Below are 24,360 nucleotides of genomic sequence, written 5' to 3'. Positions count from 1 at the left end.
TTTGATAATTTTACAAACGAGGTTTTATGAAAGTTTCCCCACGCCGCCGAGCGAGAGAGTGTGCGGTTCAAGCGATTTATTCTTGGTATATTTCTCAAAATAGTGTTGAAGAAGTGGAACTCGCCTTTATTGCCGATCAAGATATGCAGGGCGTTGATACGCCTTACTTCCGCAAATTATTGCGTGGCGTTGTGGCAAATGTGGCGGATATTGATGAACAATTAACCCCGTGCCTCGACCGTGGGATTGATGAAGTTGATCCGATTGAGCGTTCCATTTTACGCCTTTCAGGTTACGAATTGATTTATGAACTTGATGTGCCGTACAAAGTGGTGATCAACGAGGGGATCGAAGTGGCGAAAGTGTTCGGCTCAGACGATAGCCACAAATATATCAACGGCGTACTCGACAAACTCGCCCCACGCTTAGGGCGTAAATAATCGCCAAAAACCAAGGGGATAAAGGGGGAAATGTGGGCGAATTTGATCTGATTTATCGCTATTTCGACCGAAAAACGACAAGCTCTCACGGGGTTGAACTGGCGATCGGCGATGATTGTGCGATCACCAAACTCGCCCCCAATCAACGGCTGGCGATCAGCACCGACACCCTCGTGTGCGACACCCATTTTCTGCCGAACATTACCCCTGCGGATCTTGCCTACAAAAGTGTCGCTGTTAATTTGAGCGATCTCGCTGCAATGGGGGCAACCCCTGCGTGGATTTCCCTCGCCTTAACCCTGCCCGACGTTAATCATCAATGGCTCGCCGAATTTAGCCAAAGCCTGTTTGCGATTTTAGATCGTTATAATGTGGCATTGATCGGCGGTGACACTACCAAAGGGCATTTGTCGCTGACCCTAACCGCACAAGGGATTTTACCCGCCGAGCAAGGGCTTTTCCGCCACCAAGCCCAAGAGGGGGATTGGATTTTCGTCTCTGGCACGCTGGGCGATAGTGCGGCGGGCTTGGCGTTATTACTCAATCAAACGGAAAATTTGACGGCATCCGACCGCTTGCTGATCGCCCGCCACCTACGCCCAACCCCACGGGTTGAGCTTGGCATCGCCCTACGAGCCTTTTCCCAATGTGCGATTGATATTTCAGACGGCTTGCTCGCCGATTTAGGGCATATTCTCAAACGCAGCCGCTGTGGGGCGGAAATTGAATTGGCGGATCTGCCCCTTTCCTCGCATTTGCTCGCTCGCAACCCTCAATTTGAGGCGGAACAGCTTGCCCTCACGGGGGGCGAAGATTACGAACTTTGCTTTACGATTGCACCTCACAAGCGGTCGGATTTTGAAAAATTTCTACGTTCGCAGGGGATTAAAGCAACCTGTATCGGGCGGATTGTGGCGGCGGAACAAGGGCTAACCCTACGCCGTCAAGGGCAAATCGTGCCACCGCCAACCAAAATCGGCTTTGACCATTTTCAAACATCAAAATGAACGAAAAATTGAACCCTCAAATTAAGCCTAAAATCAGTCTCAAAAACCCCATTCATTTGCTCGCCACAGGCTTCGGCTCGGGCTTGTTAAAACCCGCCCCTGGCACTTGGGGAACGCTGGCAGGCTTGTTGATCGCGATTATTTTATGGAATCTCACCGCTTCCATTCTGCTTTTTGTGGGGCTAACCCTCGTGGGCTTTGCGGTGGGCTGTTATTTATGCGAACGCACCAGCCACGATCTCGGCGTGCACGATGACGGTCGCATTGTGTGGGACGAAATGGTCGCGATTTGGCTGATGTTTTGTGCTTTGCCCGAATATAACTGGCAGAGCTACCTGCTCGCCTTTGTATTCTTCCGACATTTTGATGTGTGGAAACCTTACCCCATTCGCCAACTGGACGAAAAAGTGAGCGGAGGCTTCGGCATTATGCTGGACGACATTCTCGCCGCCCTTTATGCCCTCGCCCTACTACATTTTTATTTTTTGATTTAAGGAAAGCCAATGCTCACGATTTTATTTGTTAATCTAATGGGGCTACTTAGCCCTGGTCCTGATTTCTTCTACGTTAGCCGCAAAGCCGCCAGTAGCACCACCCGCAACGCCATTTTTGGCAGTGTAGGGATCGGGCTTGGGGTCTGTTTTTGGGCGGCGATGGCGATTTTTGGCTTAACCTTTATCAATAAAAATCTGCCCTTTGTGCAGGGGATTATCATCTGCCTTGGCGGTAGCTATCTCGCCTATTCTGGCTGGAAAATGGTGCAAATTCGCAAGAATGTGCAGCTAAAAAGCGATAAAATTCAGGAAAATCAAGATCAACCGATTTTCAAAAGTATCCTCGAAGGGCTGATGATCAACCTCAGCAACGCCAAAGTGGTGGTCTTTTTCAGTAGTGTGTTTTCGGGCTACGCCGCTGCTATCGGCGGTTATTCCGACAGCCTGTTAGCGATATTTTTGATCGGGGCGGAAAGTATGCTCTATTTCATCGTGATCGCCCTATTATTCTCTCGCCAACCCGTGCGAGCGTTTTACGCCAAACATAGCCGTTATATGGATAATCTCGCGGGCATTGTGTTTATCTTTTTTGGTCTCTCGCTGATTTACAACGGCGTGTCTCAACTTATGGCAGGTTAAAATGCGAATCCCACGAATTTACCACCCAGAACCCTTGAAAGGGCAATCAATTTGCCAACTTAGCGAAGACGCCGCCAACCACGTTGGGCGTGTATTGCGAATGAATCAAGGGGATCAAATCACCCTGTTTGATGGCTCAAACCACATTTTCCACGCCGTGCTAAAAAGCGTGTCGAAAAAACAGATTGAGGCGGAAATTTTATCCAGCGAATTAGACGACCGTGAATCCCACCTGCCGATCCACTTAGGGCAAGTGATTTCACGGGGCGACCGAATGGAATTTACTATCCAAAAATCGGTGGAATTGGGCGTAACCACCATTACCCCGCTTTGGTCGGAACGTTGTGGCGTGAAACTAGACGGCGAACGGCAAGACAAAAAGCTGCAACAATGGCAAAAAATTGCGATTGCCGCCTGCGAACAGTGCGGGCGAAATGTGATCCCCGAAATCCGCCCGATAATGAAACTGACCGATTGGTGCAAAGAGCAAGATGCAATGCTCAAACTCAATCTGCACCCCCGTGCCAAATACAGCATCCGCCAACTGCCAAATATCCCAGCACAAGGGGTACGATTATTGATTGGTTCAGAGGGCGGGCTGTCCGCCGAAGAAATTGCAATGACCGAAAGCGAGGGCTTTACCGAAGTGCTACTCGGCAAGCGGGTACTTCGCACCGAAACGGCGTCCCTCGCTGCGATTACCGCCCTACAAGTTTGCTTTGGAGATCTCTAATGTTAGCGACAATCCCCAACCTACAAGGAAAATTTCTGATTGCTACCCCCGAAATGGACGATGAGTTTTTCGCCCGTTCAGTGATTTACATCTGCGAACATTCGCAACAGGGGGTAATGGGGCTGATGATCAGCTCGCCGACCGACCTTTCCGTATTGGAATTGCTGACCCGAATGGATTTCCAAATGGCGAATCAACGCAACTACACGGAAGATCAAATGGTATTGAGCGGCGGGCCAGTCAGCCAAGATCGGGGCTTCATTCTGCACACCAAAACCGATCAACCTTTTCTGCATAGCTACCCAATTGATGATCGTATTTCCCTCACTACCTCAGGCGATATTTTGGAAACCTTTGGCACACCAACCGCCCCCGAAAAATTCCTCGTCTGCCTAGGTTGTGCGACTTGGAAAAACGACCAACTGGAACAGGAAATCGCCCGAAATGACTGGATCTACGCCCCAAGTAGCGAAAAAATCCTGTTTGAAACGGGCTACCTCGACCGCTGGAACGAAGCAAACGAGCTACTTGGCATTACCGCCATTCTCGGCAAAGCGGGGCGTGCCTAATGAGCCAAACCATTCTCGCCTTTGATTTCGGCACGAACAGCATCGGCTGTGCGGTGGGGCAAAGCATTACTGGCACGGCACAAGGCTTGCCCGCATTCAAAGCCCAAGACGGCATTCCCCAATGGGAACAGATCGAAAAAGTGATCAAAGAGTGGCAGCCCGACCTACTCGTCATCGGCTTACCCCTCAATATGGACGGCACAGAACAGCCCCTCACCCAACGAGCAAAAAAATTCGCCAACCGCCTCAACGGACGCTTCAACATCCCCACCGCCCTACACGATGAACGCCTCACCACCGTTGAAGCAAGATCCGAAATCTTCGCCCGCGGCGGCTACAAAGCCCTCAAAAAAGACAAAATCGACTCAATTTCCGCCTGCTTAATTCTGGAAAGTTGGTTTGAAAATCAGGGATAGAGAGAAACAAGGGGTGGGATTTCTGCAAAAATCCTACCCCTTGCTACAGCAAAAATGCCTACCGCCACGCTTTAAATTGGTTGATTAAGCCGTTGGTTGAGCTGTCGTGGCTTGTGATTTTTTCGTTGTTTTCTAACTCTGGCAAAATGCGGTTGGCGAGTTGTTTGCCGAGTTCAACGCCCCATTGGTCGAAGCTGTAAATATTGAAAATCACGCCTTGTACGAAAATTTTGTGTTCGTACATCGCAATCAACGCCCCGAGGCTGAATGGGGTAATTTTTTGCAACAGGATTGAGTTGGTCGGTTTGTTGCCCGTGAACACTTTAAACGGCACGATTTCCGCCACTTCATCAAGGGGTTTGCCAGCGTCTAGGAACTCTTTTTCGACTACCTCTTTTGATTTGCCGAACGCAAGGGCTTCCGTTTGAGCGAAGAAGTTTGAGAGCAATTTGCTGTGATGATCGGCAAGCGGATTGTGCGTTTGAGCAGGGGCGATGAAATCGCACGGGATCAATTTCGTGCCTTGATGAATGAGCTGATAGAACGCGTGCTGACCGTTCGTCCCTGGTTCGCCCCAGATAATCGGGCCTGTTTGGTGGCTGACAGGTTTGCCGTCTCTGCCGACAAATTTGCCGTTTGATTCCATATTGCCTTGTTGGAAATAGGCGGCGAAGCGGTGTAGATATTGGTCGTAAGGCAAAATTGCTTCCGATTCCGCCCCTAAAAAGTTGTTGTTCCAAATGCCGACTAAGGCGAGGGTGGTTGGAATGTTTTGTTCGATTGGGGCGTTGCGGAAGTGTAAATCCATTGCGTTCGCCCCTGCGAGCAGTTGCTCAAAGTTTTCAAAGCCGAGGGATAGAGCGATGGATAAACCGATTGCCGACCAAAGCGAGTAACGACCGCCGACCCAATCCCAAAATTCAAACATATTGTCAGTATCGATCCCGAATTTTGCCACTTCTTTGGCGTTGGTTGAGAGTGCCACGAAGTGTTTTGCCACCGCACTTTCGTCTTTTGCCGCGTCAAGTAACCATTGGCGAGCGGAAAGGGCGTTGGTCATAGTTTCTTGGGTGGTAAAGGTTTTTGAAGCCACCAACACGAGGGTGGTTTCAGGGTTCACTTTGCGTAAGGTTTCGGCGATGTGCGTGCCGTCCACGTTCGACACAAAGTGCATTGTGAGATGATTTTTGTAAGGGCGTAATGCCTCAGTTACCATATAAGGACCAAGATCCGAACCACCGATCCCGATATTGATGACATCAGTAATCGCTTTGCCCGTGTAGCCTTTCCACTCGCCTGAAATCACACGCTCGCAGAAGTTTTTCATTTTGGCAAGCACCGCATTCACTTCGGGCATTACATCTTTGCCGTCCACCCAAACAGGCTGATTGCTGCGGTTACGCAAGGCGGTGTGTAGCACGGCACGGTTTTCGGTGCGGTTGATTTTTTCGCCGTTGAACATCGCTTCGGTGGCAGATTTTAAGCCACATTCGTCCGCGAGTTGGCGTAAAAGGGTTAGGGTTTTGTCGTTGAGATTGTTTTTAGAATAATCGACTAAGATTTGATCGTCAAAACGCAGGGAATAACGGTCGAAGCGTTGTGCGTCTTGGGCGAAAAGCTCAGCAATGGTTGGGATCTCGGTTTTGTGAGCGGTTAAAGCCTGCCACGCTTGAGTTTGAGTTGGGTTGATTTTTTGCATTAGTTTGTCCTTTTAAAGTTGAAAAATCGGTTATTCGCCTTGTGGGTTGTCGTTTTGGGAATTGCCGCTTTGGGAATTTTCATTTTGACAAGCGGTCAGTTGGTCTAGGCGTTTTTCTAATTCGTTCAGTTTTTCACGGGTGCGAAGCAACACTTGCGATTGCACCTCAAATTCTTCACGGGTAACCACTTCTAATTTGGCAAGTTGAGCCTGTAAGATCTGTTTGAATTTTTCTTCTAAATCATTACCGACATTTTTTAAGCCTTGCGGCAACGCGTTGTGAAGTTGTTGGGCGATAGATTCGAGATTTTTAGGATTGAACATAATTTTTCTCCGACTGAAAAGAACGGTAATTTTAGGCAATTTTGCCGTAAAGCAAAAGGGCAAGAATGGAAAGATTTGAATTTAGATCAAAAAAGAACGCTAACGTTAGCGGTGGCTAAGGTTAGCGTTCCTGTTGGCAACATTATTTTGGTTGCGTTTGAGTTGGTTGAGCTTGGTTTGATGATGTTTGTGATTTTGCTTTTTGTTCATCGCTCAATGTTACGTTATTGTTGATACGGCGTTGTAGCTCGTGATTTTGTAACAAAGAGTTGATTAAACGTTGCTGATTTTCCAAACGCTCTGCCGTTGGTTGCTGTTGGGCTGGGGCGTTATAACTCACCGCTTGCACCGAGTTGCTGAATGGCAAGGTTTGCAACACTGGCTCGTTCTGTGCCACTTCATTGTTGCTGTTTACCATATTGAAACCGAAAACGGCAACCAAACAAACGGAAGCGGCGATCCCTGCTTGCATTAACGGCGTACCCCAACGTTTTAGTTTGAGCATAATGCCTTGTGGTTGTTTTTCGATTTCTTCGTTTTCGATCAAATCCGCCATTTTCGCACTAAAATCGCTACCGAGTAGGATTTCTTCGCCTTGCATCACACTACGGATTGCGTGGTAATTTGCCCATTTTTGCTGTAATTCAGGGCTGTTGGTTAAGGTGTCGGCGAAATGGCTTTCCTCAATATGCCCATCCATATAAGCAGAAAGGATTTCTCGTTGTTGCATAATAACTCCAAAGTGTTCTTTAAGTCGGTTTTTTATGAAATTAGGGGGTTGATTTTGGCATCAATGGCTTCCCTTGCTCGGAAAATGCGAGAGCGAACTGTGCCGACTGGGCATTGCATCACTTCTGCAATTTCTTCGTAACTTAAACCTTCTAATTCTCGTAGGGTAATGGCGGTTTTAAGTTCTTCGGGTAAGTTTTCGATAGTTTCAAAAACAACACGTTTTAATTCATCAGATAACATCAGATTTTCTGGGGTATCTGCCTCTCTGAGTTGCGTGCCAACATCATAGCTTTCAGCATCTTCGGCTAAAATATCTTCTTTTGGCGGGCGTCTGCCCAAAGAGGTTAAATGATTTTTGGCGGTATTGACCGCAATTCGATAAAGCCAAGTGTAGAACGCACTGTCGCCACGGAAAGAATCCAATGAACGGTAGGCTTTAATGAAAGATTCTTGCACAATGTCTGGAATATCATCTCTTGCGACATAGCGAGTTAATAAACCTGCTACGCGGTTTTGATAACGTACGACTAATAAATTAAACGCTTTTTTATCACCTTTTTGTGCTTTTTCGACTAATTCTTGATCGGTGATTTGTTCACTCATTAAACTGCGAACTCCTAGATATTTTGTCCATTTCTATCGCACACCCGATTAGTGTGCTGCCTCAAAAAAAAAGTTCAACCTTTTTTAAAAATTTTTTACTTGAAACAACAAGCGGTGGGATTGTACCAAATTTTTCGGGAAAATTGGCACAATCTCACCGCTTGCAAGGGCAAAATGGGCTTATTGCTTATTCGCTTTCAACACCGCTACTTTTTGCGAGCGGTAAATGGCGTTAATCGCGTGGATTAAGGCTCTCGCCGAAGATTCGACAATATCGGTCGCCAAGCCGACACCGTGGAAGCGTCTGCCTTCATATTCCACCACAATATCCACTTGCCCCAAGGCTTCCGCCCCTTCGCCTTTGGCGGTCAGGTTGTAGTAAGACATTGTGAGATCTAAGCCCGTGATGCTCAAAATCGCATTAAACACCGCATCGACAGGTCCGTTACCGCCACTCGATACTTGGCTCAGTTTCTCGCCGTCTAATTCCACTTGCACGAACGCCGAAGCGGGCAAATGGCTCATTGTTTGCGAAGTAATCACATCAAGGGTTAAGCGATCTTCATCGCCCTGCTGCATATCAATAAAGGCGAGGGCTTCGAGGTCGTAATCAAACACTTGCCCTTTTTTGTCGGCAAGTTTGAGGAAGGCATCATAAAGTTTGTCGAGATCGTAATCGCACTCTTGATAGCCCATTTCTTCCATATGATTTTTCACAGCGGCACGACCAGAACGGGCGGTTAAGTTGAGTTTCTCTTTCTTCAAGCCAATGGTTTCTGGCGACATAATCTCGTAGGTATTTTTGTTTTTGACCATTCCATCTTGGTGGATACCAGACGAGTGAGCGAACGCATTTGAGCCGACAATCGCTTTATTTGGCTGGATCGGCATATTACAAAGTTGGCTGACCATTTGGCTGACACGGTGGATCTCTTGGGTGTTAATGCGAGTGTCAATCCCGAACAGATCTTGGCGAGTTTTGATCGCCATTACCACTTCTTCAAGGGCGGTGTTGCCTGCACGCTCGCCGATGCCGTTAATGGTACATTCAATCTGTCTCGCCCCGTTTTGGATCGCCGTGAGCGAGTTGGCGGTCGCCATTCCCAAATCGTTGTGGCAATGCACCGAAACCACCGCTTTATCAATGTTCGGCACACGGTTCATCACGTTGGCAATGATGTCGCCATATTGACTCGGCAAGCAGTAGCCCACGGTGTCAGGAATGTTCACGGTGGTCGCCCCTGCGTTGATCGCCGCTTCCACGATACGGCAGATATTATCTACCCCCGTACGCCCTGCGTCCTCGCAAGAAAATTCCACATCATCGGTGTAGCGTCTGGCACGTTTCACCGCATTGATCGCCATTTCCACCACATCATCAAAGGTGCGGCGAAGTTTTGCCTCAACGTGCAATGCCGAAGTCGCAATGAACGTGTGAATACGGAAGGCTTCCGCCACTTTCAAGGCTTCCGCCGCCACATCAATATCTTTATCTACCGCACGTGATAAGGCACACACACGGCTATTTTTAACGTGGCGAGCAATGGTTTGCACCGACTCAAAATCCCCCGCCGATGAAACAGGAAAGCCCACTTCCATTACGTCCACCCCCAAACGTTCAAGGGCAAGGGCGATTTGCAATTTCTCTTTTACCGTTAGGCTGGCTTTCAACGACTGTTCGCCATCACGCAAAGTGGTATCAAAAATAATGATGTTGCTCATAATAAATCCTCATTGAAAAAATTGGGCAAAACCGACCGCTATTATCGGCGTTTTCGCAGAATAAAAAAAGCCCGCAAGGTAAGCGTGCGGGCAAAGTGGATAGTGAACTTTCTTCAATACGATGAAACTATGCTCGCAACGGGGGCGATAAGCGTAACAGTCGAAGCGAAGAGAGTTTTTCCATTGTGTTGTGTGTGTTTATGTTTGCATTGTTATGTGTAAAGTGGGCGTTATCTTAACTTCAAATGAAGTATTGTCAATAGCACATTTCACTTTCGCAAACGTTTACGTTGAGAATTTAGCTTATTAAAAAAGTATAAAAAACTGACAAGTGCAATTTTTAAAGGATATAAATTTGCCGTATAAAAAACTTACACGATAAAAAAACAGAGATTAAAGGAATAACAATTCTTTACACTTTTCTTTCATTTTACCAAATTTTAACCAATTTTTTACAAATTCTATAAAAAAATGCCGTTTCCTTTGATGTTCAGCCCCAAATTTGATACCTTTAAAACCCACTTTTCTAGCAAGGATTTTCTATGAATTTACCATTTCGTGCGATTGTGTCTGATCTTGACGGCACTTTACTCAACGCCCAGCATAAAATTGGCGATTTTACGATTGACACCCTCGAAAAATTAGCCGCCAAAGGGGTGGATATTTTTCTCGCCACGGGGCGAAACCTGCCCGATGTGAAGCACCTCGTGCGAAAAATCAAACTCGAACAGGCGATGCTTATCACTTCAAATGGGGCGAGGGCGAATTTTCTCTCGGGCGAACTGCTTTCCACCAATTACATTCCCGAAGCCATTGTACGAGAGTTATTTAAAATTCCTTTCAATCCGACCGCTGTCTGCTTGAACAGCTATCAAGGGGACGACTGGTTTATCAATGTTGATGTGCCGCAACTCAAAGCCTTTCATCAAGATTCAGGTTACAGCTATCAAGTGGTGGATTTCGCCCAACAGCACGGCGAACGCACGGAAAAAGTGTTCTACATTGCCAAAACCCCGCAGGATCTGGTTGAGATCGAACAGCAGATCCGCCAAACCTACGGCGATCAACTGCAACTCACCTATTCCACCCCGCAATGTTTAGAAGTGATGAACGCCAAGGTCTGCAAGGCAAACACCCTTGCCGAAGTGGTCAAATTACGCGGCTACACCCTCGCCGATTGCTTGGCATTCGGGGACGGAATGAACGATGTGGAAATGCTTTCTCAAGTCGGCAAAGGCTGCATTATGCGAAACGCCGATCCTCGTTTAAAACAGGCATTACCGCACAATGAAGTGATCGGACACAATCATCACGAATCGGTGGCGAGCTATATCCGAGCGGTTTTTGGGATTATTTAGCGATTACAAGCGGTGGGATTTTTAGAAATTTTGAATGTATTTATTGTAAAGAAAATTACTCAAAAAAACCTTATCCCTTACATTAAATAAAAAAGGGCGTGAAATTCACGCCCTTTTTATTTGTTTCCGTTAATTAGCTGATTCTCTTGCTAATTTTTCTCTTTCAATTTTCATTACGCCACGGTGGGTCATATAACAGCAGAAGATACAAGCTACGACTGCAAATAAGAGCAAGTAGAAACCTGCGTCCCAACCGAATTTTTCGGCTAAGATACCGAATAACGCTGTGCCTGAGAAACTGCCGAGAACATAGCTCAACAAGCCACGCAAGCCCGTTGCTGAACCTGCGGCGAATGACGGTACAAGCTCAATGGTTTGTAATGATGAAAGGAACATCGGTACATAAATTAAACAACCGATAATCCCTGCCCCGATGGTTACGGTCAGCAAATCTTGTCCGCCCCAGTAAGCGAACATCGCCAAGCCTACGCCTGCGAGGGTAATCATCGCTAACGGCATCCGTTTGCCTTTGAAATAGGTGTCGGTGATCCAACCTGCGAATAGGGTGGAAGGAATCGCCGCCCACTCAAAAATCGCAAAGGCAGCGGACATCTGCCCTTTGGAAAAGCCTTTGGTTTCAAGCAGATAGAGTGGCAACCACGTTAGCACCCCAAAGCGGATCATATAGGTAAACACATCAATAAAGGACACAAACCACACGTTAATATCTTTGGCGATATATTGGGTGAAAATCTGCCAAGTGGTTAAATCCACATTCTCTTGTTTGGTTACGATCAGCTCTTCCGATTCATTTTGCAGAATTTGATTCATCGGCGGCAATCCCTCGTTATAGGTTCGACCCGCCCCGAAAATGTAGAAAATCAATGCCACAATCGCCGCAATCGCGGTTGGCACGATAAAGTGAGCGGTTTGCCACTGTTCCTGCCCCAACCACGCCAAGCTCGCCCCTGCAATCGGTGCAACCAAACCACCGCCCACATTGTGCGAAATGTTGAACGCTGCGGTGGTTACACCACGGGTTTTACGTGGAAACCAGCTCGCCAACACCACATAGGCAGGACCAGCCCCCATTCCTTGGAAAATCCCGTTCATAATGCAGAGGAAGAGGAAAATCCAGAAAGAAGCGGTGAAGCCCATCATCAAATTGACTAACGCCGACATTACTAAGCCGAAAATCATAAAATGTTTCGGGTTGGATTTATCCGCCAACGCCGACATCACGCCCTTGCTGATGCCATACACAATCAACATCGTGCCAGAAATAAAGCCGATATCCTTTTTGGTAAAGCCGAAATCGCTGATTAAATCGGGCGATGAAAGCAGGAAATTATTCCGCAAAATGTAATACGCCGCATAGCCGATAAAAATCCCGAACAACGCGTGCCAACGCAAGCGGTTATATCTCGCCCGAATTTCGCTTTCAGGCACCGGCGTTCCCGCCTTAGATTGTAAAAATGAAAACATAAAAGCCCCTTTTTTAAATTGTTATTGTGAACGGCTATGATAACGATTTTTAGCAAGGAATCAGCAAGATTTTTGTCAATTTGTGAGGTAGGTCAAAATTTTTAAAAGGATTTAATGATTTTTTGTACAAACAAGAGGTAATACCACTACTAAAAAGAGGGTTAATTTCATAGCAGTATGGATAGATAAAGAAAAGCCTTTGAAAAGATCAAAGGCTTATGTGAAATTTTATTTAATAATAATATATTTTACTTCCGATGCTTTTTTTGCTTTTTCTTCAATCTTTTTCATTCTTTTATTTATTCTTATGTTTTCAACAATTACTATAAGTATAAAGATAAGAAACGCAATAGGTAAAAACCACACCCATAATATAGAGAGTATCAGTAACGCAATAATTAAGATACCAATAAAAAAATCTAAAAAAACGGTCTCAAATACATTTATCATAATACCCCCCACTTTTAATGAATTATCATAATCTCATTTACAGAAGTCAAACAATTTTCTATTGAAAAGGAATGGATAGTTAAGCAATCAGGCACATTTTCGGCACACTTTTGATTTCAGGGAAAATTTAGGACGCTTTATTTTTCTTGTAACTTATTGAAAAATAAAGGTTTTGAATGGTCCCCCCAGCCGGACTTGAACCAGCGACCAAGCGATTATGAGTCGCCTGCTCTAACCACTGAGCTATGGGGGGATAGGAAAAGTGTGCGGATTATAAAGAAAAAAATCGGGATCGTCTAGCTTGTGGAAAAGAGCCGTAGAAAAAAACACCGTAGAAAAAAACACCGTAGAAAAAAACGCCACAGAAAAAACCGCCACAGAAAAAACCGCCGCCGCTTTGTTGAATAAATTAACCATTTCGTTACAATACGCCCGTTCTCATTGGGGTGCGTTTTGCTGAGAAATACCCATAGAACCTGATCTGAGTAATATCAGCGTAGGGATTTGAGACTGCCTTTCAGACTTAAATCCTTCTATTTTCACGTTTAGAAGGAACATCAAATGAAACTTACCAAACTATTGGGGCTGGCAAGCCTTGTTTTTGCTTTGCCACTTTTTGCCCAGCAACCGACTTTGACCGTTTACACCTACGACTCTTTTGCGAATGAATGGGGGGCGGCGAAACCGCTGGCGGAACGCTTTGAGCAACGCTGTCAATGCAAAGTGCAATTTGTGCCGTTTGAAGACGGTATTACGATGTTTAACCGTCTGCGGTTAGAGGGCAAGAAAAGCAAGGCGGATTTGATGCTCGGCATCGATCAATTCCTCGTGCCAGAGGCGGAAAAATCGGGCTTATTTATTGAGCATAACCAACCGCTTGATCCGCTGAATTTGCCGCAAAAATGGCAAAGCAAAACCTTTTATCCCTATGATTTTAGCGAATATGCGTTTATTTACGATCAAACCAAATTAGCCAATCCACCCAAATCTTTGCAAGAATTGGTGGAATGGCAAGATTTACGCGTGATTTATCAAGATCCTCGCACCAGCACCGTGGGGCGTGGCTTGTTGCTTTGGGTTAATCAAATTTATGGCGAACAAGCTCAAAGGGCGTGGCAAACCCTCGCCAAACATACGGTAACGGTCGGCAAAGGCTGGTCGGAAACCTACGGGGCATTTTTGAAAGGCGAGGCGGATTTGGTGTTGAGCTACACCACTTCGCCCCTCTATCATCAATGGTATGAAAAAGAGAACAAATATACCGCCGCCCCGTTTAGTGAGGGGCATATCGCCCAAATTGAAGTGGCAGGGATTTTGGCGACTAGCAATCAGCCCGATCTCGCTCGCCAATTTTTGCGTTTTTTGATTGAGTCAGAATCGCAAAAAATCATCGCTACCAAAAATATTATGAAGCCTGTGATTCAAGGCGAAATCGACCAAGCCCTTAGCCAAATGCCCGATTTCAAACCGCTCAACGCCCCACAAGTGGAACAAGCCACAATCAAAAAATGGCTTGCCGAATGGCAACAAGCGGTCAGTAAATAAAAAATTTAAGCGGACAAGCGTCCGCTTTTTTGTGCCGAATTTACGGTTTTTCCGCAATCACTAATTTGCCCGCATCCGTCCGCCAATCAATTTCGGCGATCACCGCAGGGTAAAAATGGACGCTATGTTGATGTTCGGTAAAGGCTTGCACCAAATCAAACACCAGTGGCAGATGAGAAATAATTAGCAGATTTTTCGCCCCCTCGTCCCGTAAAAAATGGGCGTAATTCAGCACATTTTGCACCTCGCCTGCGGGGGTAATGCCGTCCCACTCTTCCACTAAGTGAGAAAAATTTTTGCCCGAACTGACCGCTTGTAAGCCCCGTTCCACCTCTTGCCACGTCTGCTTGGCTCGCTGGTAAGGGCTAACCAGAATTTTATCAAGGGATAAATTTTGCTGATCTAACCGCTTGCCCAGCCATTGCCCTTGCTGTTCCGCCATTGCTTGCCCGAACTCGGTCAAGGTGCGTTCGCTGTCTTTGCTGGCGTTAAAGCCCGCTTCGCCGTGTCGCATAATCCAAATGTTCATTTCAACCTCTTTACTATTTAAACTAAACCGATTTAGGCGTATAATGCCCCCACTTTTTTGCGGTGGCAAGCCGTGATTAAAGATTTTTCATTTCTTAAATTCATAACGGAGCAATCAATGTCTAGAAAACTCAGAAGAACCAAAATCGTTTGTACTATGGGTCCTGCAACGGATCGTGGCAATACCTTAGAAAAAATCATTGCCGCAGGTGCGAATATGGTTCGTATGAACTTCTCTCACGGTGTACCAGAAGATCACATCGAACGTGCGAAAAAAGTGCGTGAAATTGCGGCGAAATTAGGTAAACACGTTGCGATCTTAGGAGATTTACAAGGGCCTAAAATCCGTGTTTCTACCTTTAAAGAGGGCAAAATTTTCCTCAATATCGGCGACAAATTTACCTTAGACGCAGAATTACCAAAAGGCGAAGGTAATCAAGAATCAGTCGGTTTAGACTATAAAAACCTACCTCGTGATGTCGTACCTGGCGATATTCTTTTACTCGATGACGGCAACATTCAATTAAAAGTGCTTACCATTGACGGGGCGAAAGTGTTCACCGAAGTTACCGTAGGTGGTCCACTTTCAAACAACAAAGGGATCAACAAATTAGGCGGCGGCTTATCTGCCCCAGCGTTGACCGACAAAGACAAAGAAGACATCAAACTCGCTGCACGCATTGGGGTGGACTACCTCGCGGTTTCTTTCCCACAATCAAGTGCGGACTTACGCTATGCTCGCCAATTAGCGAACGAAGCAGGTTTTGATCCGAAAATCGTGGCGAAAGTAGAGCGTGCGGAAACCGTGGCAACGGAAGAAGCAATGAACGACATCATTCTTGGTGCTGATGTAATTATGGTGGCTCGTGGCGACTTAGGCGTAGAAATCGGCGATGCAGCCCTTGTTGGCGTACAGAAAAAATTGATCCGCCGTTCACGCAAATTAAACCGTGTGGTGATCACTGCGACCCAAATGATGGAATCAATGATCAAAAAACCAATGCCGACCCGTGCGGAAGTAATGGACGTAGCGAATGCGGTATTGGACGGCACGGACGCAGTAATGCTTTCAGGCGAAACGGCAAACGGCGACTACCCAGTTGAAACCGTGAAATCAATGGCGGAAGTTTGCTTAGGGGCAGAAACAATGCCAAGCATCAACGTTTCTCGCCACCGTATGGAAGGCACATTCACCAGCATTGAAGAAGCGGTGGCGATGTCAGCAATGTACACCGCCAACCACTTAGAAGGCGTTTCAGCCATTATCGCCCTCACCCACTCTGGCGAAACCGCGAAATTGATGAGCCGTATCAGCTCAGGCTTACCAATTTACGCCCTCTCTCGCAACGAGAAAGCATTAAACCTCGCCGCCCTTTACCGTGGCGTAACCCCAGTGTTCTGCGATGAAGTAAGCCGCACGATTGAAGGGGCGAAAAAAGCGATCGCTCAATTAAAAGAGCAAGGCTACCTATTAAGTGGCGACCTCGTGCTTCTTACCCACGGCGATGAATTAAAAGAAGGCGGCACAAACACCTGCCGTATCTTAAAAGTGGAATAATTTTTTAACTTTAATGAAAAATCCACATTAAGCCACCGCTTGATGTGGTTTTTTTTATTTTGAAAGAAAGCCATAAGTGATCTTATACAAGCGGTCAGATTTTAAGAAATTTCTGACTGCCACCATTTCCCCAAAAATTCCCCACACACGAGGCTGAAAATTGGTAAACTAGCCAGCGTGATTGGATTTTGGATAGAAAAAAGATGAAACAACCCCCTCAATCAATTTGTATTCTGCGTCTTTCGGCGATTGGCGATGTGTGCCACACCCTTGCGGTGGTGCAGGCGATTCAACGCCAATATCCGCAGGCGGAAATTTGCTGGATTATCGGCAAAACCGAAGCTCAGTTAATGGACGGCATTCCCAATGTTACCCTGATTCCCTACGATAAAAAATCGGGCTGGAAAGGTATCTTTACACTTTGGCGAAGTTTGCGACACAAGCGGTTTGATTTTTTGTTAAATATGCAGACCGCTTTGCGAGCCTCGATTTTGTCGCTCGGGATTCGGGCAAAAACCAAAATCGGCTTTAACAAGGATCGTGCCAGAGAAATGCAATGGTTGTTTACCAACGCCAAGGTGGAAATGACCGCTTCCCCCCACGTTTTAGACGGGCAGATGATGTTTGCCAAAGCAATTGGGGTGCAGGATCTAACCCCTTGCTGGAATCTGCCCGTGAGCGAGCAGGATTTAGCATACAGTTCGCAATTTATTGATCCACAACGGAAAAATCTGCTGATTGCCCCTTGTTCGAGTAAAAAAGAAAAAGATTGGCAGGCGGAAAATTATGCGGAAATTGCTCGCTGGGCAGCAAAGGATTTTAATGTGCTGGTGTGCGGTTCGCCCTCTGCCTATGAAATGGAAACGGCAGCGAAAATCGCCAAACTTGCCCCGAATTGTGTCAATCTTGCAGGGAAAACCAACCTTAAACAGTTGGCGGCGTTAATTCGTCAGGTGGATTTGGTGCTATCATCTGACTCTGGACCTGCTCATATCGCCACCACCCAAAATACCCCCGTGATTGGGCTTTATGCGATTCACAACCCTCGCCGAACAGGGCCTTACAACGATTTAGATAAAGTGATTTCCGTTTACGATCAGGCGATTTTGGAAAGCTACGGCAAACCGTGGCAGGAACTGGCGTGGGCGACCAAAGCGAAAGGCAAAAATTTGATGAATCGCATTTCCGTTGAGGCGGTCAAGCAAAAAATAGTTGAAACCCTTGCCAGAAACGAGTAAAGTTCGCTGTATCAATTTTTTTACATAAAAGGAAATAAAAATGAACAATGTCGTTAATCAAGATAGTATCCACAATGTCAATATCTGTGATGAAAAAGTGCTATTAACCCCTGCGGAATTAAAACAAGAATTACCCCTGCCTGATCATCTGCGTAAACAAATCGAAACATCGCGTAAAACGATTTCAGACATCATTCAAAAACGTGATCCTCGCAAATTGATCGTGATCGGGCCTTGCTCAATCCACGATCCAAAAGCCGCCATCGAATACGCCCACAAACTCAAAGCATTAAGCGATCAGTTAAGTGATAAACTTTACATTGTAATGCGAGTTTACTTTGAAAAACCTCGCACCACCGTGGGCTGGAAAGGCTTGATCAACGACCCAAAAATTGACGGTTCATTCGATATCGAAACGGGCTTGCGTGTGGGGCGTAAACTCTGCCTAGACCTCGCCGAATTAGGCTTGCCACTCGCCACCGAAGCCTTAGATCCGATGACCCCACAATACCTTGCGGACTTATTTAGCTGGGCAGCAATCGGGGCGAGAACCACCGAATCGCAAACCCACCGCGAACTTGCCTCAGGCTTATCAATGGCGGTCGGCTTCAAAAACGGCACGGACGGCGGTTTAGGCGTGGCGATCAACGCAATGCAAGCGGCGGCACAAGGGCATAGCTTTATCGGCATCAACCAAAAAGGGCAAGTTACCCTACTGCAAACCAAAGGCAACCCAGACGGACACGTGATTTTACGCGGCGGCAAAACCCCGAATTTTGAACAGCCGTTCGTGGCAGAATGTGAGCAAGCGTTACGCAAAGCCAACTTGCCAGAATCGATTATGATCGATTGCAGCCACGGCAATTCCAACAAAGACTACCGCCGTCAGCCCGCGGTCGCTGAAAATGCGTTAGCACAACTGCTGGCGGGCAATCAGTCGATTATCGGCTTGATGATCGAAAGCCACCTCAACGCGGGCAATCAATCGTCCGAACAACCGTTCGAGCAAATGCAGTATGGCGTTTCGATCACGGACGCTTGTATTGATTGGCAGACGACTGAAACCGTCTTGACGGATTTTGCGGAAAAATTGCGTCAAAAATAATCACAAGCGGTGGGATAGCCCCCTTCGGCACTCCGTGCCACTTCCCCCGCCAGCGGGGGCAGATCTGATTTCTCACAAATTCTAAGATCTTCCCCCGTTTAACGGGGGAAGTACCCTACGAAGTAGGGGGTAGGGGGCAAACGAATGAAAAATTTTAAAAGATCTCACCGCTTGCATTATTCCCCGTCATTTTGCGTTGAGCGGTTTCGTTAATTCCAAGGGCGATTTGTACTGTTTGAGCTGACAAAGTCAGCGAGTTTACAAATCGACCGTAGAAATTAGAAACAAGCGAAACAAAGCAAAATGCTCGGGGTCGCCTTTCTTTTGGTTACTTTTCTTTGGCGAAGCAAAGAAAAGTAACAAACTCAAATATGCACAGATTTTTGACATTCTAACTTTTTAATATATTCCAAATATAATGACCGAAAACAAACACCCCCTCGCCCCATTACGGGATCAGATCGATCAAGTCGATCAACAGCTTATTCAACTGCTCGCCAAACGCCTCGCATTAGTATCGGAAGTTGGCAAAGTGAAACATCAGCATGGGTTGCCCGTATACGCTCCTGACCGTGAAACAGCGATGATTGAAGCTCGCCGTCAAGAGGCGGAAAAGCAAGGCGTTCCTGCCGATCTGATTGAAGATGTGCTACGCCGTGTGATGCGGGAATCCTATGTGAGCGAGAATTTGCACGGCTTTAAAACCGTCAATCCGCAGGTGCAGAAAATGGTGGTGGTCGGCGGACGAGGCAAGCTCGGTGGGCTTTTCGCTCGCTATTTCCGCAATTCGGGCTACCACGTTGAGGTACTGGATAAGGATGATTGGGGTAAGGCGGACGAGATTTTATCGGGGGCGGACGTGGTGATTGTATCCGTGCCGATTGTGAACACCCTCGACACCATCGAGGCGTTGAAGCCTTATTTGACCGAGCAGATGATTCTTGCCGATCTCACGTCCGTCAAGGCTCAACCGTTGGCGAAAATGTTGGAAGTGCATCAAGGGGCGGTGGTTGGCTTGCACCCGATGTTTGGTAGCGATATTGCCAGTTTTGCCAAACAAGTGGTCGCCTGCTGCCACGGGCGTTTTGCCGAGCGTTATCAATGGTTGCTCGATCAAATCCGCATTTGGGGTGCAAAAATTGAGCAAATTGACGCCCACGAACACGATCACTCAATGACCTACATTCAAGCCCTACGCCACTTTTCCACTTTCGCGTTCGGCTTGCATCTCTCTCGCCAGCCCGTCAAATTGTCGCAACTGCTGGCACTTTCCTCGCCGATTTACCGCTTAGAATTGGCGATGATTGGGCGACTTTTCGCCCAAGACGGCGGGCTTTACGCCGATATTATCGCCGACAAACCTGAAAATTTGAGCGTAATTGAGTCGCTCAAACAGAGCTTTGAACAGAGTTTGGCTTACTTCAAAAATAACGACAAAGCTGGCTTTATTGAGGCGTTTGAAAGCGTCCACCACTGGTTTGGCGACTATTCCGAGCAATTCCTCAAAGAGAGCCGAAATTTACTACAACAGGCGAACGACAGCCGAACTTAATGCAAGGGGTGGGATTTCTTAAAATTTCGCCCCCTACCCCGCCTAACAGCGGTACTTCCCCCGTAAACGGGGGAAGATCTTTACCCCACCAAAAAACCAGATCTGCCCCCCGCTTGCGGGGGAAGTGGCACGCAGTGCCGAAGGGGGCAGAATTCCCCTTACTGTTCTAATTCTCTTTGCTTGATAAATAAATCGCCCTTTTGGTAGATTTTCGCTGTTTTTATGGATTCGCTTCTGTTAGAATGGATTAGTTTTTTTAGGTATAAAAAAAGCCCCCAAATTGGGGGCTTATAAACCAAAACGGTTAAAAATACAGGAAGTGAAATGAGTAACTTACGTTTGACTTGGGTTACTCGAAGTCTAGTTTCCTAGACCAATATGCAAACACAACATCATACTTAAAATCTGAAATAGCTAAAAATTAACTATCACTATCCATCTAAGTACGGGTGCATTTTAGGTGGATCGTACGAAATCCACAAACGAAAAATTTTTATTTTAACTATCAAAAAAAATAATCAAACTTACTATGATGAATAAAAAACTGCCACCGCTCAATGCGTTGAAAGCCTTTGACGTTGCGGCTCGCCATTTGAATTTTACCAAAGCGGCGGAAGATCTGTTCGTAACCCAAGCGGCGGTGAGCCACCAAATCAAGCTGCTGGAAGAATTTTTGGGGGTGAAATTATTTCACCGCCGAAATCGCTTGCTCGCCTTTACCGAATTTGGCTCGCAATATTATGAGGAAATCCGACCGCTTTTAGAGCAGATCGCCCTCGTAACCGACAAAATCCGCCTGCAAAATCATCGTCAAATTTTGTCGATCAGCGTGCCGCAAACCTTTGGAATGCACTGGCTGGTGCCGCGTTTGAACGATTTTCATCAAAAATACCCTGATATTGAAGTTCGTTTGAAAGGGGTGGATCAAGATGAGGGGCAACTCGGCAAAGAGATTGATGTGGCGATTTATTACGGCTTAGGCAACTGGCAAAATTTAGAGGCGATTCCGCTCGGGCAGGCTCGGATTGTGATTCTCGCCTCGCAAGCCTATTTGGCGGAAAACCCGATTGCTCGCCCCGAAGATTTAGAGGGCAAGCACTTACTGCACGTTGGATCGCACAATAAATGGAAAAAAATGGTGCAACACCTCAATTTAACCAATGTGGATGCGGAATCTGGCTCAACGTTCAGCCACACTTTTATGGCGTTGCAAGCGGCGATGCACCAACAGGGGGTGGCGATTGCTAACCAAATTTTGGCTCAACACGAAATCGAAAAAGGCACGGTGATTGAGCCGTTCCCGACCGAGCTTTACGATGAAAAAGCCTTTTATGTGGTCTATCCGCCCCAAATGGCGAACACGGAAAAAGTACAACATTTTATTCAATGGATTACCCAAACAATGGCGGAGTGCTGTTAATGAAATATCAATGGATTCTTTTTGATGCGGACGAAACCCTGTTTTCGTTCAACTCGTTTATTGGCTTGAAAACAATGCTAAAACGTTACGGCATTGATTTTAACGAGCAGGATTATGCCGAATTTCAAGCAGTCAATAAGCCCCTTTGGGTTGCCTATCAAAATAAAGAGATTACCGCCGAGCAGCTTCGCCAACGCCGTTTTGCCAAACTGTCGGCTCAAATCGGCAAAGATGCGGAAAGCCTCAATCAAGAGTTAATGGCGGAAATGGCAATCGTCAGCCAGCCGTTACCGCAGGTGGTGGAAACCTTAAACGCCCTGCACGGCAAGGTTAAAATGGGGATTATCACCAACGGTTTTGAATCAATGCAAAGCAAGCGGTTAGAAAACACAAAAACCGCTGATTTTTTTGAATTTGTGGTGGTGTCGGAAAAAGTTGGGGTGGCGAAACCCGATCCGAAAATTTTTGAGAACGCTATCGCCCAAATGGGCGAGGTGGATAAATCGCAAATCCTAATGGTGGGCGATACGTTCAGTTCCGATATTGTCGGGGCAAATAATGTCGGCATTGATAGCTGTTGGTTCAACCACGAAAATCATCACAACGAGAGCGAAATTCGCCCCACCTACGAAATCAAAAATATGCTCGAATTAGTGGATATTGTGCAAGGAAAGTGAAATGAAATTACAGCAACTTCGCTATATTGTTGAAATCGTTAATCAAAATTTAAATATCACTGAGGCGGCGGAAAATCTCTACACTTCGCAACCTGGGATTAGCAAACAGGTTCGCCTGTTGGAAACGGAACTCGGCATCAACATTTTTGAACGCAACGGCAAGCATATTAAAGGGCTAACCCCTGCGGGCAAGAAAATTGTGGCGATTGCACGGGAATTGTTAGTCAAAGCCCATAGCATTAAATCGGTGGCGGAAGAACAAACCCGCCCGCATAAAGGCACGCTACGCATCGCTACCACTAACACCCAAGCTCGCTATGTTCTGCCTGAAATTATTGAGAAATTTAAGCAGAAATACCCCGAAGTGAGTTTGCATTTGCATCAAGGCTCGCCCAACCAAATTTACGATGCCTTGATGAAAGGGGAAGTCGATCTCGCCATTACCACCGAAGCCCAATATCTGTTTGAAGAAGCAATTTTGCTGCCTTGCTATTTTTGGAATCGCTCGGTGATCGTGAAACCCGATCACCCCCTCGCAAAATTTGCGAACCAAAGCACCGCTTTGACTGTCGAAGAGCTTGGTAAATACGATTTGATCACTTACACCTTTGGCTTTACAGGGCAATCGGATCTCGATCACGCATTTAGCAAAGAGGGCATTTTGCCGAATATCGTGTTTACCGCCACCGATGCGGACGTGATTAAAACTTACGTCCGTCTTGGTTTAGGGGTGGGAATTATGGCGTCAATGGCTCACACCGCCAACGATAAAGATTTAGTGGCAATCAATGCCAGCCACATTTTTCAATCGAGTATGACCCAAATCGCCTTTAAACGAGGCACATTCCTACGCAATTATATGTATGATTTTATCAACGATTTTTCGCCGCATTTAACCAAAATGCAGGTGGAAAAAGCGGAACAATTACGGGATAACAACGCCATTTTGCGTCTGTTTGAACAAACTCAATTAGAGGAAAAGTAAATGAAAATTTGGAAAAAACTGACCGCTTGCATTGCCGTTTTAGTCGCCAGTTCAGCGGCATTTGCCGAAGAATTTAAAATCAAATACAGCTCAAACTATTTAATGCCCGCCTACGTTACCTTCAAAAATGGCAATGGGCAATATAGCATCAAATCCCAAATCAACGTGCCACTTTACAACATCGTGTTTACCGCCAAAGGGTTAGATCGCAATAATATGCTCAGTATGTTGAGCTATCGCGATACCCGCAACGGCAAAACCTACGCCGTGGCGGAAATTGACTCAAAAACCGTCAAATACGGCAGAACCAAAGAACCGCTCAAAGAAGAAGTGATGAAAATGCCAACCTTTGACCTCTTTACCACCGCATTCCAGTTGAGCTATTACGACAAATTGCCAAACAGCTTCCAAACCACCAACGGCAAAAAGCTCTACCCAACGGAAAACGTGGTGGTAAACAAAACCAGCAAAATGGTAAAACGTGGCGGGCAAAATGTGGAAGAAATCACCTACCGCTTCCGCACGGGCGATAAATACATTACCGTGAAAAAACACGCCGATGAAAAATTCCCTCGCTACATCTCTTACAACCGAGACGGCGACAATTACGAACTCAAATTTGATAGTTTCGTGAAATAATCCGCTATCGCACCGCTTGCAAGGGGTGAGATTGGCAAAAATTTTAAGCCCAAACATAGGTTTGGGCTTTTTTATGGGCTGAAAAAATAAGAAAGAAGAAAAAAAGCCAAGTGGGTTAGGCTTGGCTAATAGGAAAGTAAATGAATAAAATTTTTAGAGTTACGACTGTGTCTTACTCATAAGGAACTACGAATAAAACTTCCCGATTGTAAAAAAAAAAAAAAAAATGCAATACTAAACGGGTTTAGCTGACGATTTTTTTATCAAAAATTTAGCCCAACACGCCAAAATCGCCCTGCCACGCTCTTTCACAGAAATTTTGGCGAAAAAAAAAGCCGAGTATCAACTCGGCAAACAGGTAAGTTAAGGAAATTAAATGAATAAGTTTTCAAAGTTTTACGACTGTTTTACTCATAAAGCACTTACGAATAAAACTTCCCGA

General features: G+C 46.2%; 24 protein-coding genes, 1 tRNA gene and 1 riboswitch. Of the genes, 17 read left to right on the top strand and 8 right to left on the bottom strand.

All coding sequences use genetic code 11. The annotated features are described in order from the left end of the window. Nucleotides 1–26 precede the first annotated feature (26 nt). The 7 genes from nusB to ruvX are packed head-to-tail and all read left to right on the top strand — an operon-like array spanning nt 27 to nt 4,298. Entirely contained in the window at nt 27–440 is a 414-nt protein-coding gene (gene nusB, locus B0187_RS04215; protein WP_078236606.1) for a transcription antitermination factor NusB, read from the top strand. Between the two features lie 32 nt (nt 441–472). Further along, nucleotides 473–1,447 carry a thiamine-phosphate kinase gene (gene thiL, locus B0187_RS04210; RefSeq protein WP_078236605.1) on the top strand — a complete coding sequence of 325 codons (975 nt, stop codon included), beginning with the start codon at nt 473–475 and terminating at the stop codon, nt 1,445–1,447. Then, entirely contained in the window at nt 1,444–1,941 is a 498-nt protein-coding gene (locus B0187_RS04205) for a phosphatidylglycerophosphatase A family protein (protein WP_078236604.1), read from the top strand. The genes thiL and B0187_RS04205 overlap by 4 nt, the downstream gene beginning before the upstream one ends. A 9-nt stretch (nt 1,942–1,950) precedes the next feature. Continuing rightward, complete coding sequence (locus tag B0187_RS04200; RefSeq protein WP_078236603.1) at nt 1,951–2,580, top strand: LysE family transporter; 630 nt, start codon at nt 1,951–1,953, stop codon at nt 2,578–2,580. 1 nt (nt 2,581) lies between these two features. Then, nucleotides 2,582–3,313, top strand: coding sequence for a 16S rRNA (uracil(1498)-N(3))-methyltransferase (gene rsmE / locus B0187_RS04195; RefSeq protein WP_078236602.1), 732 nt, complete (start codon nt 2,582–2,584; stop codon nt 3,311–3,313). After that, entirely contained in the window at nt 3,313–3,882 is a 570-nt protein-coding gene (locus B0187_RS04190; protein ID WP_078236601.1) for a YqgE/AlgH family protein, read from the top strand. Before rsmE ends, B0187_RS04190 begins: the two co-directional genes overlap by 1 nt. Continuing rightward, nucleotides 3,882–4,298 carry a Holliday junction resolvase RuvX gene (gene ruvX, locus B0187_RS04185; protein ID WP_078236600.1) on the top strand — a complete coding sequence of 139 codons (417 nt, stop codon included), beginning with the start codon at nt 3,882–3,884 and terminating at the stop codon, nt 4,296–4,298. Before B0187_RS04190 ends, ruvX begins: the two co-directional genes overlap by 1 nt. A gap of 58 nt (nt 4,299–4,356) precedes the next feature. Here the strand turns inward: ruvX and pgi are convergent, their stop codons facing one another. From pgi to leuA, 5 genes are all read right to left on the bottom strand, one after another. After that, complete coding sequence (gene pgi / locus B0187_RS04180; RefSeq protein ID WP_078236599.1) at nt 4,357–5,997, bottom strand: glucose-6-phosphate isomerase; 1,641 nt, start codon at nt 5,995–5,997, stop codon at nt 4,357–4,359. A gap of 30 nt (nt 5,998–6,027) precedes the next feature. Further along, complete coding sequence (ubiK, locus tag B0187_RS04175) at nt 6,028–6,321, bottom strand: ubiquinone biosynthesis accessory factor UbiK (protein WP_078236598.1); 294 nt, start codon at nt 6,319–6,321, stop codon at nt 6,028–6,030. A 142-nt stretch (nt 6,322–6,463) separates the two neighbouring features. Further along, complete coding sequence (locus B0187_RS04170) at nt 6,464–7,051, bottom strand: sigma-E factor negative regulatory protein (protein WP_078236597.1); 588 nt, start codon at nt 7,049–7,051, stop codon at nt 6,464–6,466. A gap of 32 nt (nt 7,052–7,083) precedes the next feature. Beyond that, on the bottom strand, nt 7,084–7,656 hold the full coding sequence (rpoE, locus tag B0187_RS04165) for an RNA polymerase sigma factor RpoE (RefSeq protein WP_078236596.1): 573 nt from the start codon (nt 7,654–7,656) through the stop codon (nt 7,084–7,086). A 180-nt stretch (nt 7,657–7,836) separates the two neighbouring features. Then, the gene (gene leuA, locus B0187_RS04160; RefSeq protein WP_211272706.1) at nt 7,837–9,381 is read right to left on the bottom strand and encodes a 2-isopropylmalate synthase; all 1,545 of its coding nucleotides are present in this window, start codon (nt 9,379–9,381) and stop codon (nt 7,837–7,839) included. A gap of 539 nt (nt 9,382–9,920) precedes the next feature. Between leuA and B0187_RS04155 the strand changes: the two genes are divergently transcribed. Next, nucleotides 9,921–10,736, top strand: a complete 816-nt coding sequence (locus B0187_RS04155; RefSeq protein ID WP_078236594.1) for a Cof-type HAD-IIB family hydrolase — start codon at nt 9,921–9,923, stop codon at nt 10,734–10,736. A gap of 129 nt (nt 10,737–10,865) precedes the next feature. On the opposite strand, the gene B0187_RS04150 is transcribed toward B0187_RS04155, so the two are convergent. Together B0187_RS04150 and B0187_RS04140 are read right to left on the bottom strand one after the other, a co-directional pair. Continuing rightward, nucleotides 10,866–12,221 carry an MFS transporter gene (locus B0187_RS04150; protein ID WP_078236593.1) on the bottom strand — a complete coding sequence of 452 codons (1,356 nt, stop codon included), beginning with the start codon at nt 12,219–12,221 and terminating at the stop codon, nt 10,866–10,868. 627 nt (nt 12,222–12,848) lie between these two features. Next, nucleotides 12,849–12,924 (bottom strand) — tRNA-Ile (locus B0187_RS04140). Nucleotides 12,925–13,103: 179 nt separating this feature from the next. Next, nucleotides 13,104–13,192, top strand: a riboswitch (TPP riboswitch). Nucleotides 13,193–13,232: 40 nt separating this feature from the next. Between B0187_RS04140 and thiB the strand changes: the two genes are divergently transcribed. Further along, the gene (gene thiB / locus B0187_RS04135; RefSeq protein ID WP_078236591.1) at nt 13,233–14,216 is read left to right on the top strand and encodes a thiamine ABC transporter substrate binding subunit; all 984 of its coding nucleotides are present in this window, start codon (nt 13,233–13,235) and stop codon (nt 14,214–14,216) included. 40 nt (nt 14,217–14,256) lie between these two features. Here thiB and sixA read toward each other — a convergent pair whose 3' ends face one another. Further along, the gene (gene sixA / locus B0187_RS04130; RefSeq protein ID WP_078236590.1) at nt 14,257–14,745 is read right to left on the bottom strand and encodes a phosphohistidine phosphatase SixA; all 489 of its coding nucleotides are present in this window, start codon (nt 14,743–14,745) and stop codon (nt 14,257–14,259) included. A 117-nt stretch (nt 14,746–14,862) separates the two neighbouring features. Here sixA and pyk point away from each other — a divergent pair, with 117 nt between their 5' ends. The 8 genes from pyk (at nt 14,863) to B0187_RS04090 (ending at nt 23,918) form a co-directional block, all read left to right on the top strand. Further along, nucleotides 14,863–16,302, top strand: coding sequence for a pyruvate kinase (gene pyk / locus B0187_RS04125; RefSeq protein ID WP_078236589.1), 1,440 nt, complete (start codon nt 14,863–14,865; stop codon nt 16,300–16,302). A 203-nt stretch (nt 16,303–16,505) separates the two neighbouring features. Further along, nucleotides 16,506–17,540 (top strand): glycosyltransferase family 9 protein, encoded by a 1,035-nt coding sequence (locus B0187_RS04120; protein ID WP_078236588.1) that lies wholly within the window; start codon nt 16,506–16,508, stop codon nt 17,538–17,540. A gap of 40 nt (nt 17,541–17,580) precedes the next feature. Then, the gene (locus B0187_RS04115; protein WP_078236587.1) at nt 17,581–18,645 is read left to right on the top strand and encodes a 3-deoxy-7-phosphoheptulonate synthase; all 1,065 of its coding nucleotides are present in this window, start codon (nt 17,581–17,583) and stop codon (nt 18,643–18,645) included. Between the two features lie 418 nt (nt 18,646–19,063). After that, nucleotides 19,064–20,197, top strand: coding sequence for a bifunctional chorismate mutase/prephenate dehydrogenase (gene tyrA / locus B0187_RS04110; RefSeq protein ID WP_078236586.1), 1,134 nt, complete (start codon nt 19,064–19,066; stop codon nt 20,195–20,197). 532 nt (nt 20,198–20,729) lie between these two features. After that, complete coding sequence (locus tag B0187_RS04105) at nt 20,730–21,617, top strand: transcriptional regulator GcvA (protein WP_078236644.1); 888 nt, start codon at nt 20,730–20,732, stop codon at nt 21,615–21,617. Further along, complete coding sequence (yjjG, locus tag B0187_RS04100; RefSeq protein WP_078236585.1) at nt 21,617–22,294, top strand: pyrimidine 5'-nucleotidase; 678 nt, start codon at nt 21,617–21,619, stop codon at nt 22,292–22,294. The genes B0187_RS04105 and yjjG overlap by 1 nt, the downstream gene beginning before the upstream one ends. A gap of 1 nt (nt 22,295) precedes the next feature. Next, a complete protein-coding gene (gene cysB, locus B0187_RS04095; RefSeq protein WP_078236584.1) occupies nt 22,296–23,279 on the top strand; it encodes an HTH-type transcriptional regulator CysB in 984 nt (327 codons plus the stop codon). Next, complete coding sequence (locus tag B0187_RS04090; protein WP_078236583.1) at nt 23,280–23,918, top strand: hypothetical protein; 639 nt, start codon at nt 23,280–23,282, stop codon at nt 23,916–23,918. Nucleotides 23,919–24,360 lie beyond the last annotated feature (442 nt).

This window comes from Haemophilus paracuniculus (genome assembly GCF_002015115.1).
Lineage (GTDB): Bacteria > Pseudomonadota > Gammaproteobacteria > Enterobacterales > Pasteurellaceae > Haemophilus_E > Haemophilus_E paracuniculus.
The sequence above is the reverse complement of the archived record's forward strand: the minus strand, read 5'-3'. Positions and strand labels throughout refer to the sequence as shown.